Origin of the sequence: uncultured Photobacterium sp. (genome assembly GCF_947502415.1) — a bacterium.
GTDB lineage: Bacteria > Pseudomonadota > Gammaproteobacteria > Enterobacterales > Vibrionaceae > Photobacterium.
Genome location: NZ_CANMZV010000005.1, coordinates 199,381 through 213,368, shown reverse-complemented (window position 1 = coordinate 213,368; position 13,988 = coordinate 199,381). Strand labels below are relative to the sequence as shown.

13 protein-coding genes are annotated in these 13,988 nt (G+C 48.0%); all 13 read right to left on the bottom strand.

Annotated elements, in window-relative coordinates; all coding sequences use genetic code 11:
* Positions 1–48: 48 nt before the first annotated feature.
* The gene (locus Q0852_RS07595) at positions 49–1,533 is read right to left on the bottom strand and encodes a flagellar hook-length control protein FliK (protein ID WP_299016157.1); all 1,485 of its coding nucleotides are present in this window, start codon (positions 1,531–1,533) and stop codon (positions 49–51) included.
* Positions 1,534–1,612: 79 nt separating this feature from the next.
* Positions 1,613–2,056, bottom strand: a complete 444-nt coding sequence (gene fliJ / locus Q0852_RS07590) for a flagellar export protein FliJ (protein WP_299016154.1) — start codon at positions 2,054–2,056, stop codon at positions 1,613–1,615.
* A gap of 77 nt (positions 2,057–2,133) precedes the next feature.
* Positions 2,134–3,459, bottom strand: a complete 1,326-nt coding sequence (gene fliI, locus Q0852_RS07585; protein WP_299016151.1) for a flagellar protein export ATPase FliI — start codon at positions 3,457–3,459, stop codon at positions 2,134–2,136.
* On the bottom strand, positions 3,459–4,262 hold the full coding sequence (gene fliH / locus Q0852_RS07580) for a flagellar assembly protein FliH (protein WP_299016147.1): 804 nt from the start codon (positions 4,260–4,262) through the stop codon (positions 3,459–3,461). The genes fliI and fliH overlap by 1 nt, the downstream gene beginning before the upstream one ends.
* Positions 4,263–4,294: 32 nt before the next feature.
* Positions 4,295–5,335 carry a flagellar motor switch protein FliG gene (fliG, locus tag Q0852_RS07575; RefSeq protein WP_299016144.1) on the bottom strand — a complete coding sequence of 347 codons (1,041 nt, stop codon included), beginning with the start codon at positions 5,333–5,335 and terminating at the stop codon, positions 4,295–4,297.
* Positions 5,328–7,073 (bottom strand): flagellar basal-body MS-ring/collar protein FliF, encoded by a 1,746-nt coding sequence (gene fliF, locus Q0852_RS07570; RefSeq protein ID WP_299016141.1) that lies wholly within the window; start codon positions 7,071–7,073, stop codon positions 5,328–5,330. Before fliF ends, fliG begins: the two co-directional genes overlap by 8 nt.
* A gap of 15 nt (positions 7,074–7,088) precedes the next feature.
* On the bottom strand, positions 7,089–7,400 hold the full coding sequence (fliE, locus tag Q0852_RS07565) for a flagellar hook-basal body complex protein FliE (RefSeq protein ID WP_299016139.1): 312 nt from the start codon (positions 7,398–7,400) through the stop codon (positions 7,089–7,091).
* Positions 7,401–7,539: 139 nt separating this feature from the next.
* Positions 7,540–8,922, bottom strand: a complete 1,383-nt coding sequence (locus tag Q0852_RS07560; protein WP_299016136.1) for a sigma-54 dependent transcriptional regulator — start codon at positions 8,920–8,922, stop codon at positions 7,540–7,542.
* Complete coding sequence (locus Q0852_RS07555) at positions 8,919–9,989, bottom strand: ATP-binding protein (protein ID WP_299016133.1); 1,071 nt, start codon at positions 9,987–9,989, stop codon at positions 8,919–8,921. The genes Q0852_RS07560 and Q0852_RS07555 overlap by 4 nt, the downstream gene beginning before the upstream one ends.
* 138 nt (positions 9,990–10,127) lie before the next feature.
* Positions 10,128–11,585, bottom strand: coding sequence for a sigma-54 dependent transcriptional regulator (locus Q0852_RS07550; protein WP_299016130.1), 1,458 nt, complete (start codon positions 11,583–11,585; stop codon positions 10,128–10,130).
* A 290-nt stretch (positions 11,586–11,875) separates the two neighbouring features.
* A complete protein-coding gene (gene fliS / locus Q0852_RS07545) occupies positions 11,876–12,280 on the bottom strand; it encodes a flagellar export chaperone FliS (RefSeq protein WP_299016370.1) in 405 nt (134 codons plus the stop codon).
* 16 nt (positions 12,281–12,296) lie between these two features.
* Positions 12,297–12,581, bottom strand: coding sequence for a flagellar rod protein FlaI (locus Q0852_RS07540; RefSeq protein ID WP_299016127.1), 285 nt, complete (start codon positions 12,579–12,581; stop codon positions 12,297–12,299).
* Positions 12,582–12,607: 26 nt separating this feature from the next.
* The gene (gene fliD / locus Q0852_RS07535; RefSeq protein WP_299016124.1) at positions 12,608–13,975 is read right to left on the bottom strand and encodes a flagellar filament capping protein FliD; all 1,368 of its coding nucleotides are present in this window, start codon (positions 13,973–13,975) and stop codon (positions 12,608–12,610) included.
* Between the last annotated feature and the right edge of the window lie 13 nt (positions 13,976–13,988).

Below are 13,988 nucleotides of genomic sequence, written 5' to 3'. Positions count from 1 at the left end.
ATGTTCCTTTAGTTATTCTTTTTGACAATCCTGGTTGAGCTATTGTCTTTATGCATAATAATCAACGCGATCAGATGACTGACTCACGTACATATCGATAGGTTCAGCACTTCCGAGTTCAGCTTCACCTTGATGAGCAGAACCGCTACCTGATTGGCCACCACGACCATTTTGCTGTCCCTGAGCATGCTGATTCGACTGCCTCGCATTATCCTGCTGCACGGAACTCTGAGCTAGTTGCAACCCTTGCTGGTTCAGTAACTCTCGCAACCGCGGCATAGCCTGTTCAACCAAATCTCGCGTTTGCTGATTACCGACAGTAAACTGAACCGAAGCCTGATCCTGGTTCAACGATAATTTAATTTGTAATTTACCCAACTCCGGCGGATCGAGACGAATATCAACATGCTTAAGGTTTTTCGACATCATCATCTGCACACGTTCAGCAAGCTCATCTCCCGCCTGCTCTTTACTCAGCTGTAGCGGACTCTGTGCCTGCGCCGTTTGTGCTGCCTCCGCACGAGCTTGAGCTAATGTCTGGCCCTGCGATGTTGTCAGCCCTGACAATGTATGGCTAATATCTGATTTCGCCTCAGCGCCACCATTATCAGCACCGCCAGCCTCAAGAGCTGCGGCCATGGCTGCTGAACCCGTAGCCAAATCAGCAATACTGGCTTCAGCATCAGAAAATTGCGGCTGACCGGCATTTGCTGTCGCTAATGCACTTGTGGCAAAAACACTCTCCAGCTTTCCTTTCATATCTGCTGTATCTGCCAATGCTTGTTGTTGCTGCAGATTCAACTCAGCCGCTTTGTTCCCTGCCGATTGCAGCAAATCTCCAGATTGCTGCGAAGCCTGCTGCATGTTCTTAACTTCAGCAGCAACAGCTGAAGCCGCCGTTCCAAGAACAAAAATCGGCGCAATAGCCTCATCACTATCAACCTCATCCTCCGACACCTTCTCAATATTACCGGCTTCTTTAGAAAGTGGGGCGGCAAATACCTTAGCCAGTTGCTCCTGGTTCAAGCCGGGGGCAAATTTTTCCGTTGTCTCATCGCCAGTTTGTTTAATATTGGCCAAAGGTTGTTCATTATCTTGTGATGATATTGCCTCTTCCGGCGGCAAATCTTTGCCTGCAGATGAACTTGTAGCTGACTGCGCCAACTGCTTGTTCGATGCCGACAAACGGTTAAGCACTTCTTCACCATCACTCATTATCTGTTGCTTTTTTGACGAATCAAGCTCGGAATCACTCTTATCAGATTGGCTGATTGAGTTTTGTCCATTCTGTTCACCAGGCATCTGGCTTTTGCCGGATGCTTCATCTACATCAGAAGCTGCTTCAGTTGCCTTAACCTTATCCGCTTTTGGTTTACTGCCTGCGGTAGCCTGAAATTCTTCAGCAAAGCTACCAGCGTCTTTATTTTTTATACTGCTGGCTTCCGGTGACAAAGCAGAACTGGCTTTTGCGCTTCCGTTTTTGACCGGAGCTGGCGATGCGGTATCAGAAGTCAATAAGCGAGATGAAAACATAAAGGCTCTTTATATTAGAGTAACATTACAGCTATAGATGCAAAAATCACACCATCACAAGAAAAGTATTTTGTTCATCTTATCGACGTAGCTTACGGGCAAACTGCAAAGTCGCAAACTCGTCCATCATTGTCTGCTCTTGCTTGTCACGCAGTGCCTGACGCTCTGCCTGTTTCTTTTCCTGCAGCCACTCTATTGACTGACGCTTTTTCCGCATTTCATTCCAGAACTCGCTACACTGTTCGACTTGCTGCTCGAACTGTCCGCCAGCCTCTTTCTGCTTAACCAGCGTCTCATCCAACTGGCCGAGAAACTTCTGTAAATGGTTGTATGAACTGGCACTCAGCCCGTCCAGCCCCCTGGCCGTTAATTGCTGGCAATAATCCAACCGGTATTGCTCAATCTGCTGAAGCTGCTGGTAATAGGTATCTCGTTCAATGCGAGCATTATTGAGTGCAAGCGAGGCCTTGTGCTCGTCATCTTTGGCACGTTCCAGTATCAGCTCTAATGCGCTATCTGCCATTGTTGCTCCGGTTGCTTGTTTACCTAGCTAAATAAAAGTCTGACCTATCCACAAAAAAGAAAAAGCTCAGTTTAGTTTTAATTACCACCTAAAACCGAACGTAACATGTTCACACACATGTCATACGGTACCGATTCTTTCATCGCCTGCTGTAAATAGGTATCCAACTTAGGCTTAAAGGTAAAAGCCTGATCAATAGTCGGATCCGTACCCGGCTTATAAGCACCTATCGATACCAAATCCTGGTTCTTACGACATATCGACAAGATCTGGCGAACCGCTTTGGACATCAGCATATGTTCTTCACTGACAATCGCCGGCATTACACGGCTGACAGAACGTTCAACATCAATCGCCGGATAGTGACCCGCATCTGCCATTTCACGGGAAAGAACAATATGGCCATCCAGAATCGCCCGCGAGGCATCAGCAATCGGATCCTGTAAGTCATCCCCTTCGGTCAGAACGGTAAAGAAAGCAGTAATCGAGCCTTGGTGTTCCCCACCGTTACCAGCACGCTCAACCAATGCTGGCAGCTTAGCAAATACAGAGGGCGGATAGCCCTTAGTCGCAGGCGGCTCACCAACTGACAAGGCGATTTCACGTTGGGCTTGAGCAAAACGGGTCAACGAATCCATCAGAAGCAAAACATCCAACCCCTGATCACGGAAATATTCGGCAATGGTCAGCGATGTCTGGCACCCTTTCAGGCGCATCAATGGCGAGGCATCGGCTGGCGCAGCCACCACAACAGCACGCTGGCGTCCTTCCTCCCCCAAAATCTCGTCGATAAACTCTTTAACTTCTCGTCCACGCTCACCGATCAACCCAACGACAACCACTTGGGCTGTAGTTCCCCGAGTCATCATCCCCAATGTGACCGACTTACCGACACCGGATCCGGCAAACAACCCGATACGCTGTCCCTTACCTACACTCAACAAACCGTTAATAGCCTTCAGACCTACATCAAGTGGCTCTTTAATTGGCTTTCTGGCCAGAGGGTTAATGGGTTCGGCATTGAACGAAGCGCGGTTGGCAGTATAAATCTCACCCATGCCATCAAGCGGATTTCCGACACCATCAATAACCCGTCCCAACAATTCAGGGCCAACAGGAAGGCCACTATCATGCATCAGAGGTGTCACCTTGGCACCAGGCATAATACCGGTCACAGATTCACTGGGCATCAGGTAAAGAGTTTCACCAGAGAAGCCAATCACTTCAGCTTCAATATCACCATTAACGGTTTCTACGCGGCACTGGCTTCCAACCGGCGCCCGGCAACCAACAGCTTCAAGAGTCAGGCCGATAACACGAACCAAGCGTCCAGATGCTACCGGACGAGAAGAAAGGTTTTGAGTTTGATAGCGAGAAAGGCGCTCAGCCAGGGTTGTAGACATTACAGCCCTCCGTTGGTCTGCTGGCTATTCGCCCCACTAAATTGTTGTAATAAATGACGGATACGGTCTTCGATAAAATAATCAATACTGGAGTCACCGGATTGAACCTGTAAGTCACCGCGATTCAGCGACGGCTCAGCTTGCAAATTCCACTTTCTTTCAGCCAGATTTTCTTCACCATAAGCTTCTTTGACCAAAGCAAGGTCTTCCGGATGCAGGTTGATCTGGGTTTGTCGGTCAGCAACCGGCAACGCACCAATCACTTCACGGATCGTATTCAGAATAACGTGAGGATTGGTTTGTACTTCCACCCGAATAAGCTCTCGCGTCAGGCTTGTAACCAAACCCAGAACTTGACTTTCAACGTCACTGTCAAGCTGTTGCTGGGGGGCGGCCAGCTTTTCAATTAACTGGGTCAGATAGCCAACTTGCTCACTAATTTGTGTCTGCCCCTGTTCCAAACCCTGCTGCAGCCCCTGTTCCAGCCCGTCTTTCTGACCGACTTCAAGGCCCTCGATTTTACCGGCCTCATAACCTTCAGCATGACCGGCTGTCCGCCCTTCGGCAAGGCCTTCCTCATAAGCAGAATGACGAATATCTTCCAAGTCGGCGGCTGTCAGCGGTGGCGGGCCCTGCTCTTCCTCCTCTTCGGGAAGATCTGGCTGCCAATGCGGGTCATAGTTAATGGCATTATCAACAGGCGCATTATGATCGTCGTCATAATCCGGGTAATCCCAACGCTCAAGCTCCTGCGCCTGATGCTCAGCGACGCGCAGGAAACCACGACGGCGCTCAAAAGACATAATTTGCCCTTATTACGTTACTCTGAAAAGTATTACAAGAACTCATCAGCACCACCTCCAGACAGCATTAACTCACCGGAATCAGACAAACGACGGGCAATTGACAGAATTTCTTTCTGGGCTGCTTCCACATCGGCAACACGAATTGGTCCCATTGCATCCAAATCATCCTTCAGCATTTCAGCCGCACGTTTCGACATATTACGGAAAAGTTTATCACGCAGCATATCATCAGCTCCCTTAAGGGCTTTTTGCAACTGCTCCTGCGGTATATCACGCAGCAAGGTCTGGATGCCACGATCGTCCACTTCCGCCAGGTTATCAAATACAAACATCAGATCTTCAATCTGTGTTGCCATATCTTCATCACTTTCACGGATCTGATCCATCAGCAGACCTTCGATGTTATTGTCGAGGTAGTTCATAATTTCTGCCGCAGCCTTCGTACCACCGATCTTCGCAGCCTGAGCACCAGCCTGACCAGCAAACTGTTTCTCCATAATGTCATTCAGTTCATGGAGTGCTGCTGGCTGAACTTCTTCAAGGTTGGCGATACGCATCATCAAGTCAAGACGTACGCGTTCTGGGAACTGTGCCAGGATCTCAGCCGATTGCTCTGGTTCAAGGTAAGACAGCACGATAGTCTGGATCTGTGGGTGTTCGTTAAGAATAATGCTAGCCACCTGACGCGGATCCATCCATTTCAGTGAATCCAGACCACGAGAACCACTTCCCATGAGGATCTGATCAACCAGGTTGCTCGCCTTATCTTCACCCAATGCCGCCACCAACGCATTACGGACAAAGTCTTCACTGCCCATACCGATACAGGTGTATTTCTGGATATCTTCTAAAAAGTGGCGGTGAACCGCAGATACTTTTTCCTGGCTCAGATCAGCCATCGAAGCCATTACACCACCAACGCGCTGAACCTGTTTAGGATCCAAGTGACGGATGATACTTGCCGCATCCTGCTCACTCAGACTAAGCAACAAAATCGCGGCCTTATCAGCCCCAGTTAGTGTCGAGAGATCAAACTTTTTTTCTTCTGTGGTTTCGACTTCGTTAGCCATCTTCACTCATCCAAGTTTTCACGACCTGCGCAGCCAGATCCGGTTCATTTGCTACCAGAGCCCTAACGGCTTTAAGTAGATCTTCATCTTTATGCAGATTAGGTAGGTTCAAGCTACTGCTAAGTTCAAGGACATCAGCGCCATCAAGTTCCGCACCAATAAGATCAATACCATCTTCACCATCAGCAAGGATCGGCAAACCATTTTCATCCAATGGCGTACCATCTGCCGCCTGGTTCGGATAAAGCAACTTGCGCATCGCCGGACGAACCAACACCAGCATAACAACAATAATAACCAATGCCGCAGCCAACCAGCGAACCCAAGTATCAAAGTTCGGGTGTTCCCAGATAGGTAAATCGGCAATCTGTTCTTGTTCTGGCACTGCGAACGGAACAGAAATAACTTCTAATAAATCACCACGGCCATTAGAGAAACCCACGCCGCCCTTTAGAAGACGACTAATTTTGGCTAGCTCAGCTTCACTTACCGGGACTCGGGTGATTTCGCCAGTTTCCGGGTTAACCACTTGCTTGTAGTCAATTGCAACCGATACGGTTTGGCGGCTAATAACACCGGTTTGTGCACGCTTATGACGAATTTTGGTATCAAGCTCAAAATTACGAGTCGCCTCACGATGAACTGAACCATTGTTTGAGCCTTTGCCCGATTGCAAGTCAGCAATATCTTGCGGAATCGATGAATCAGCCGGTGGCTGGTTACTTAGAGCACCAGGAATACCGGCAACAATGTTGCCATTGTTATAATCTTCCAGTGTATATTCACTTCGGGTTGACGGAGTCGCCGGGTCATATTGCTTTTGCGTCTCTTCAACCGCACTGAAATCCATCGACACATCAACTTGGGAGGTATAGTTACCCAATCCCAGAACTGGAATCAAAATTGCGTCAATTTTCTCACGTAGAGCTTGTTCCTGCTTCCGCTCAAGCTCATATTCTTTGCGCTGTGCCGCCGCACTCGGGTCTTCGGTACCTGAGCTTAGCAAACGGCCATGCTGGTCTGTTACGGTTACCCGGGTCGGTCTGAGGCCTGGCACCGCCGTTGCAACCATATCAACAATCGAGTCAACTTCCTGCTGCCCCAGAGAACCATTAGTTCCCAAGGTCAAAAAAACTGTTGCCGACGCCTGCTGGTTATGGCGAACAAAAACACTTTGCTTAGGAATTGCCAACAGGACCTGCGCCTTACGAACCTGGCGAATTTGCTCAATAGCCCTCGCCAACTGGCGCTCACGGCTTAACTTAAGACGCTCTCGTTCCAGACGCTGGGATACACCGAATCCCATATCTTTCAGCAGGATATCATCGCCTTCTTCCACACTGTTATTCAGACCAGCGCGGGTCATTTCGAGTTTGACGGATGAAAACACATCGGCGGGAACACGAATCGTATTGCCATCCAGGGTGTACTCGATTTTTTTCTGATCAAAATGATCAAGGATAGGGATCAGCTCTTCTGTTTCGAAAGTACCAAGAGGACGCATCTCCGGCTCTTTTAGCCAGGCGACGACCAGCACAATCAATGCTACACAGATCGCAACAGAGAGCACCAGAATGACCTGGCGCAGCAAATCAAGATTGCCCAGCATGCTATCGACACGCGTGGCACTCTTCTCTTCTGTATCAAGGTCTTGTAGTTCCAACTCGGTGTCTGTGACAACCGGAGCCGGGGCATTACCAGCAACTGCTAACTCGTTGTTTGAAGATGGTTCCGACACTGACTATTTCCTGAATTACACTGGCATATTCATTAATTCTTTGTACGCTTCGACCATCTTATTACGTACTTGTACGGTCGCATCAAAAGCTACGCTGGATTTGTTACGGGCAATCATCACGTCAGACAAAGTTACGTTGCGGTCTCCCTGATCAAAGCGGGTTGCCAGGTCACTCGACGCAGACTGAAGGTTATTTACTGTTTTTATGGCATTACCCAGTGCCGCCCCAAAATCCGCACTGACCTGCTGGCCAGTTGCCGGACGTGAACTGCTCTGAGCTTCCAATTTCAATGCCTGCATTTCGGCTTGTAGTCCGTTGACTTTCATTCTCTTCCCCACACAGTCAAATGATTGTCACTTTGGTTAATATAGTGACGTTTTTTATTCGTTTGAGATACTTTTGTACTGTTACTAGCAAGCTTAACGCCAACTTAGCTAAAAAAAGCCAAAAAATAGAAATATCACCCTAAACTGGGATGTCAATTCCAGTATCACGCATTTTCGCCAATTTATAGCGAAGGGTTCGCGGGCTAATGCCCAACTTATCAGCGACATCTTTCCGGCGCCCGTCACAAGCTCGGATGGTCTCCAAGATAATGGCAAATTCCTGCTCACGCAGCTCGTTCCCCAAGCCTGCCAATGATGGCGATACCTGAACGGGCTCAATAACCGGTGCCATGGCTGTCGATTCCACCGCGCTTTGCAGGCTTTGTGCATCCAGCCAGTCCAGCCCTTCAAGCAAAATGTGGTCATTTTCAATGCTATTGCCATCACAAAGGATCAGTGCCCGTTGAATCACATTATCTAGCTCGCGGACATTACCCGGCCATGCATACTGTTGCAGCTTCATTAATGCCGACTGACTGATTTTTGGCATCGGCAATCCCTGCTTCACGCAATGTCGCTCTGTCAGGTAAGTGGCCAGAGGTGCAATATCACCCTTTCGCTCGGCCAATGCAGGCCATACTAACGGAAATACATTCAGGCGGTAATACAAATCTTCACGAAAATGCCCTTCAGCCACATACTGCTTCAGGTCACGGTTACTGGTTGCCAGTACCCGCACATCCAACTTAATACTCTTACGACTGCCTAAACGTTCAACTTCACGTTCCTGCAACACTCGCAGCAGCTTAGCCTGAAGGCTCAGATCCATCTCGCTGATTTCATCAAGCAAAATCGTACCACCCTGCGCCTGCTCAAACTTACCCGGACACGCCTGAACAGCCCCGGTAAACGCTCCTTTCTCATAACCGAACAAAGTCGCTTCGAGCATATTATCTGGAATAGCAGCACAGTTAATGGCGATAAACGGGCCATCACTGCGGTGGGAGTGTTCGTGAATGTAACGAGACATCACTTCCTTACCCGAACCACTTGGCCCCAGAACCATCACACTGGCATCCGTCTTGGCCACTTTCTCTGCCAGCGCCAACAACTTGAGTGATTTTTCATCCGCGACGATCGCACGCCCCGACACGTTCTTAACCGGCGCATAGCGACTCACCATATTCAATAACACTTCCGGTGCAAAAGGCTTAGCCATATAGTCAATCGCACCATCTTTCATTGCCGATACCGCACCCTCGATATTAGCATAAGCTGTCATCAACAATACTGGCAACTTAGGCCAGTGCTGCTTGATACTACGCAACAATCCAAGACCGTCCATACCAGCCATCTGCACATCGGAAACAACAATGTCGACAGGTTCAGATTTCAACAACAATAAGGCTTGTTCAGCACTTTCTGCCTCAAGCCACTGATAACCCGCCAATGCCAAGGTATCGACCAGAGCTTCGCGTAGCCCTTCATCATCCTCAACAACTAGTACACGGCTTTGATTCATCGTAACTCTCCAATTGCTGCTTCGTTCTCGTTTTGGGCGGTTTCAGGCTTGGAAGCCTGAGTATCAGCCAAAGGAAGCGTCAATGTAAAACACGCCCCTTTGCCTAGCTCGGATTCTAATAACAAACGCCCTTTATGGGCAGAAGCCACCATTTGTACAACAGCAAGACCGAGCCCGGTTCCCTGCTGCCTTGTCGTAAAGAAAGGTTCCAGGATCTTGACCTGCATTTCAGGTTCAATACCCGGGCCATTATCCAGCACCGACAAATGAATCGCCTTGTCGTGTAGCTGGCAATTAACCGCAACCTTACACTTCTTCCCAGCCATCTGGATTGCATTCGTAATCAGGTTACTTATTGCGCTTGCCAAAGCATTGGGATTACCCAAAATCTCCAAGCTTTCATCATCGCAATCAATACTGAAATCCACCTGGTTGGCCACGACCATTGCCTCGACCATGTTTTCCAGCTCATTGAGCAGGCTCTCCATCGAAAACAGCTCGACAACTTTATTATCCCCACCTTTGGCAAACAGCAGCATATCATTAACCTGCTTTTCCAAATCACGAAGGCGATCGACTAATTTGGCTTGAAATCGTTCTCGGGTCTGAGAATTCAAGTTCGGTGACGATAAATTAGAGGCATATAACATTGCACTCGATAGCGGAGTACGCACTTGGTGTGCCAATGACGCTACCATTTTCCCCAATGACGACAACCGCTGCATTTCACTGATCCGCGACTGTAGCAGGCGAGTTTCCGTCATATCTGTAATAAAAATCAACTGTCCACTATCGGACGCTGAAATAGCCAATTTTACCTTACGCCCGCTACGTAAGGAAACTTCGTGACCATCATCTTCTTGAGGATCAAAAGCCCGCTGGATAACGGAAAACCAACGTTCTCCTTCAAGCGGCTTGCCAAGCAAGCGATGGGCTTCGGGATTGGCTTCACAAACAGTGCCCATCGAGTCGAGAAAAATAACCCCTGACGGCATGACATCCAGCACCTGCTGATAACGGCCAACTTGCTGTGTTAATGTGCCTAGCGGAGATACGTTGTCGCCCATGTAATACCTGATCAGTTCGCATAAAAGTCTTAATGAAGCACTTTTTATGCCAAAATAAAACCAATAGTATCAACAGGTTGTAACCTAGAGAAGGAAACTGACGGCGTCAAGAAAATGACACCATCGGAATTATTTGCCTTATCGAAGATCTTCTTTGTTAAGGCCGTACTTACGCATTTTTTCAACCAGCGTAGTACGTCGCATACCCAGCATGTCGGCAGCTCGCGCCACTACACCTGTTTGTGCCTCAAGAGCCTGTCGGATCATCTCCACTTCCAGCTCTGCCAGCATCTCCTTCAGATTAACACCTTCAGGAGGCAGGTCATTGCCCGGTGAACCATCTTCCGGCTCAACATAACTGGTAGCAAACATATCAGCAAGAGCTGCACGCTCCTGATCTTCAGTCGATAAGAAATGTTCTTCCGGCTGGAAATCTGGCAGCTCATTGTAACGGTACTTCATCGGTAGATGATTCACATCTACCATTTCGCCCGGATACAAAATGATCAAACGCTCAACCAGGTTCGCCAACTCACGAACATTGCCCGGCCAATCATGATCCATCAAAGATGAAATCGCCCGCGGAGTAAAATGAACACGTTTCGCCCCTTCCGCTTCCATTCGAGCCAACAACTCTTGCAATAACAGCGGAACATCACCGATACGATCACGCAATGCTGGCATCTCGATTGGGAAAACATTCAAACGATAATACAGATCCTCACGGAACGTATTTTCACTGATCATCACATCCAGATTACGGTGAGTTGCAGCAACGATACGAACATCAGCCTTGATGGTGCCATTACCACCAACACGTTCGAAACAGCGCTCTTGCAGAACTCGCAATAGCTTAACCTGCATCGACATCGGCATATCACCAATTTCGTCAAGAAATAATGTACCACCTTCAGCCAACTCAAAACGGCCTTTACGGGCTGCAATTGCACCGGTAAACGCACCCTTTTCATGACCAAACAACTCGCTTTCCAGTAAGTCCGGCGGGATCGCGCCACAGTTAACTGGTACGAAGGGACCTTTACCTCGAGATGAATGGTAGTGAATATTACGAGCCACGACTTCCTTGCCAGTACCAGATTCACCTAGAATCAAAACGCTAGCATCAGTTACAGCCACTTGCTCTACCAAGTGACGAATCTCGCTAATCGCTTCGCTACGACCGACCATGCTGCGGAATAATGTATTTTTCCGGGCCAGCTGCGGCACCTGGAACGCTCGCTTGCCAAGAAATTCCTGACAATGGCGTAAAGCATCCGATAATTGTCCGTAATGAAGAGGCAACTCAAGCTCACCGACATAATTCGGTAAGCCAGCCAATTCACGGGCATGATCCGATAATGCAATGACGGGAATATGATTATGAATTCGCAGGAAGTCCAGAGTCTTATTAAGTGATTTACCGGTACTTATTTTTCCCAGTAAACAGGCACTCCAATCCTTTTTCCAAAGCGAATTATCCACCTCGTTTGTTGAAACAGCCTCATGCTGTTCTCCAACAAAATTAAGAATGACACCAAGGTCATGACGATGCTGCTGATCGTCATCAATTACGAGGGTTTTAGCTAAAGCTTGCATAGGAGAGATATTGCCTGCCTTTATAGGATGTTCTATTTCTGTGGCTTTTATACCAAACTGGATAACTTTTAATTACATTTAAAATTATTCAGCTTAGTATTACTGAGGAACAGCAACCAAAAATTATTGATATCCATTGTAATAAAAGCTCAGGATAAGGCAACCAAGGACACACAAAAGCTGTGAAGCCCGTACAAAGGAAAATGCAATTCAGCTTATTTTAGCTTATTTTTTGGCTTCCAGACACCGGAAGCCAATAACAAACTAACTTCATAAGAGCAAAATAACAACTACATATCAAGCTGTGTCATACTGTGAAATTCCGTCGGGATCTGATCCCAAGCAGACTTAATTCCGCGCAACATTTCAATAACATCATCAATCGGCTCGGCCAGGTTTTCCTGGTTTGCCTTGTAGATTTGCTGAATCATAAACTCGTACAAAGAGTCTAGGTTTGATGCAACATCACCACCATCATCCATCGATAAACAGCTGCGCAGGCTGATCACGATATCCAACGCTTTACCCAAGCGCTCACCCTTTACCGCAATTGAGCCCTGCTGCATGGCAACCTTGCCTTGGATCAAACGCTCAATTGCTCCAGCCATTAGCATCGAAACCACCCGGTGCGGCGATGCCGATGTTAACTGACTATCCACTGAGACTCGTTTATAAGCCTGTAGAGATCCTCTCATTGTCATTTTTCTAACCTTACCGAAATTTATTGTAAACCTGCATCGAGCGTTGCCCGTGCTGTAGTCGCTGAAGCTGACTTGCTGATCTGTCCCGGCGTAGGCAGATCTGTTCAAGTAAGCACGACGTTCGTTCGACGGCCGCCTGCCACGCTGTTTTTTCCAGGAGTTCAGACTGGGCCATTAACGCACGCAAGATCTGTTCACGCTGCTGCAATAACTGCTGCAACAGTTCAGGGTCTACATCCCCTTCAGCGGAGAGCATAACCTCCAATTCACTGTCTAGCTGTTGTAAATGCTGCATGCGTGACTCTCTTACCTAATTCATTACTACGGCATCATACTCATCATTGAGCTGAGCTGACCTTTCATCTTACCCATAGCGCTATCCATAGCGCTAAACTGATCATGGGTACGCTTCTGAACACCTTCCATCCGGCGATTCAGATTGGTTTGCTCTGTATTCAGACGCATCATCTGATCACTGAGGCTATTCTGCCGCCCCTTGATACTGCCGGTGATCCCTGTATGGGCATGGATTAAATCTTCGACCCGTCGGGCAAAACCATTCCGGCTACCAAAAAACTCGCCAACATCGGAAAAGTTTTGTTCAAGCTGTCTGTCCAGCAAATCGTAGTCAATTTCTAGACGGCCGGCCATGGTTGTCATCACCCCGAGTTCACTCAGTGTTTTGACCGTGTCCGGGGCACCTTCGATTGGGGAAGAAAATGCGGAACGTAACTGATTATTCACGGTACGGATAATACTATCGCCCACCAATGGTCCTTTTTCCTGAGTTTCAGGATCAAACTTGGCCAGTTGTTGGGACGTTTCGAAAAACTGGTTATAAGCGTTAACAAACTGTTCTATCGCTCCGCCAACGGCAACACGGTCATAAGCCACGTCTATGACGGCATCCGAATCGCCTTTGCTATCTGCCATAGCGACCAGATTGAGATCGACACCCTTAATAGCATCTTTAATCGTGTTGGAATCGCTAGTCACCGTTGCCAGCCCGTCAATAACGACTTTAGCATCCTTGGCAACCTGCATTTCACTCATCATGTTGACTTCATTATTGGGGTTGAAGCCAAATTTTTGCAGTGTACTGGCAACTGGGGCATCAACTCGCACCTTAATCGAATTCTGCTCGCCGCTTTTATCAGCAGACAAAACCAAGCGGGCACCGGCATCATCTTTGATCACTGAGGCCATAACGCCGGTATTCGATGGATGACGGTTGATCTGGCGAACAACATCAATAATCTTGCTTTCGTTTTCAGGGATGTCAACATCAAACTTGCTGCCACCCAATGAAATTGCAAGCTTGCCGGCCCCCATCGTTTTATCTTCATCAAAAGTTCCGGATACAACCTTGTGAGATTGCGCCAACTGCTCAATCTTAACGCTATATTTCCCAGGGATTGCCTCATGTGAAGCTTTGGCTGTCAGCACATCGTTGTTATCTGATGAAGCAGTTCGTGCCGATAGATCATGGTTACGACGAAAATCGGCCATCATAAATTTCATGTCATTCAGCGAACCTTTCAACTTGCCGTAGGCACTGATGCTGACATCAACGTTATCTCGGCGCTCATTTATCCGCGCTTCTTTCGGAGCCCGCTCTGCCTCAACGATTTTGTTAACCATGCTGTTAATATCAAAACCGGAAGCCGTGGCTGCTGCGCCTATATTCATTGACTACCTCAAA

Bases quoted from the DNA above. Each gene is read 5' to 3' on its own strand.
- fliI (WP_299016151.1), bottom strand. From the start codon at position 3,459: ATGTCTACAACCCTGGCTGAGCGCCTTTCTCGCTATCAAACTCAAAAC.
- Q0852_RS07560 (WP_299016136.1), bottom strand. From the start codon at position 8,922: ATGAATCAAAGCCGTGTACTAGTTGTTGAGGATGATGAAGGGCTACGC.
- fliD (WP_299016124.1), bottom strand. From the start codon at position 13,975: ATGAATATAGGCGCAGCAGCCACGGCTTCCGGTTTTGATATTAACAGC.
- fliS (WP_299016370.1), bottom strand. From the start codon at position 12,280: ATGAGAGGATCTCTACAGGCTTATAAACGAGTCTCAGTGGATAGTCAG.
- Q0852_RS07595 (WP_299016157.1), bottom strand. From the start codon at position 1,533: ATGTTTTCATCTCGCTTATTGACTTCTGATACCGCATCGCCAGCTCCG.
- fliE (WP_299016139.1), bottom strand. From the start codon at position 7,400: ATGAAAGTCAACGGACTACAAGCCGAAATGCAGGCATTGAAATTGGAA.
- fliG (WP_299016144.1), bottom strand. From the start codon at position 5,335: ATGGCTAACGAAGTCGAAACCACAGAAGAAAAAAAGTTTGATCTCTCG.
- Q0852_RS07550 (WP_299016130.1), bottom strand. From the start codon at position 11,585: ATGCAAGCTTTAGCTAAAACCCTCGTAATTGATGACGATCAGCAGCAT.
- Q0852_RS07540 (WP_299016127.1), bottom strand. From the start codon at position 12,581: ATGCAGCATTTACAACAGCTAGACAGTGAATTGGAGGTTATGCTCTCC.
- fliJ (WP_299016154.1), bottom strand. From the start codon at position 2,056: ATGGCAGATAGCGCATTAGAGCTGATACTGGAACGTGCCAAAGATGAC.
- fliH (WP_299016147.1), bottom strand. From the start codon at position 4,262: ATGTCTTTTGAGCGCCGTCGTGGTTTCCTGCGCGTCGCTGAGCATCAG.
- Q0852_RS07555 (WP_299016133.1), bottom strand. From the start codon at position 9,989: ATGGGCGACAACGTATCTCCGCTAGGCACATTAACACAGCAAGTTGGC.